Origin of the sequence: Paludifilum halophilum, from assembly GCF_002245355.1 — a bacterium.
Taxonomy (GTDB): domain Bacteria; phylum Bacillota; class Bacilli; order Thermoactinomycetales; family DSM-45169; genus Paludifilum; species Paludifilum halophilum.
Genome location: NZ_NOWF01000037.1, coordinates 1 through 704, shown reverse-complemented (window position 1 = coordinate 704; position 704 = coordinate 1). Strand labels below are relative to the sequence as shown.

Annotated in this window: 2 protein-coding genes; both read left to right on the top strand. The window is 49.0% G+C overall.

Features of this window, described 5'->3' with window-relative positions; all coding sequences use genetic code 11:
* Positions 1–459: YIP1 family protein (locus tag CHM34_RS18305; RefSeq protein WP_141201776.1), on the top strand; the 459-nt coding region annotated here is incomplete at its 5' end.
* 21 nt (positions 460–480) lie between these two features.
* On the top strand, positions 481–704 hold a 224-nt coding region (locus CHM34_RS18300; protein ID WP_141201775.1), incomplete at its 3' end, for a hypothetical protein.

The following is a 704-nucleotide window of genomic DNA, read 5'->3' as shown; positions in this document are numbered from 1 at the left end:
GGCGATACGGTTTCATTGCCTGCCTTATTGGTGTTTTCTCTCATTCTAGGGCCGATCTTCGGTTTGGTTGGGTGGGCGATTATCAGTGGTTTAACCTACTGGACCGGCTCCTGGCTGGGTGGGACGGGGACATGGAAAGAGATCCGAACCGCTTCCGCTTGGGCCGGGATTCCTTTCATCGCCACCTTGATTGTCTGGATCCCGCAGTTGCTGCTCTTTGGTCGGGAGATGTTTACCACGGCCATGCCTTCCCTCGACCAAAGCTTTTTACTGGTCCTTTTATTTCTGTTTCTGAATGGGATCGATCTTGTTTTAACCGTTTGGTACTATGTCGTCTTTTCCAAAAGCCTGGGTGAAGCCCATGGGTTCTCTTCCTGGAAAGGTTTTTTTTCCATTGTAATCAGCTATCTGCTACTGATAGCCCCTTTTATTCTGCTGGCCATCCTCTTTCGAATCTAACCATCCGAGAAGGTGCGATTGATGGAAGATACTGAAGAACAACGCATTCAACCGTGGTGGACGATCTGGTATCAAACCCGCCGAACGATTCGTCGGATCATGGATGACCCCCGCAACAAAATACTCGTGCCCACCTGGGTCAGCTTATTCGGCATCAGTTTCACCTTGGATCAGATCTCCTTCAGTGAATATGGGGACTGGTATTCCTTATCTTATCTATTACTCATTTCACTGCCGATCGGGAT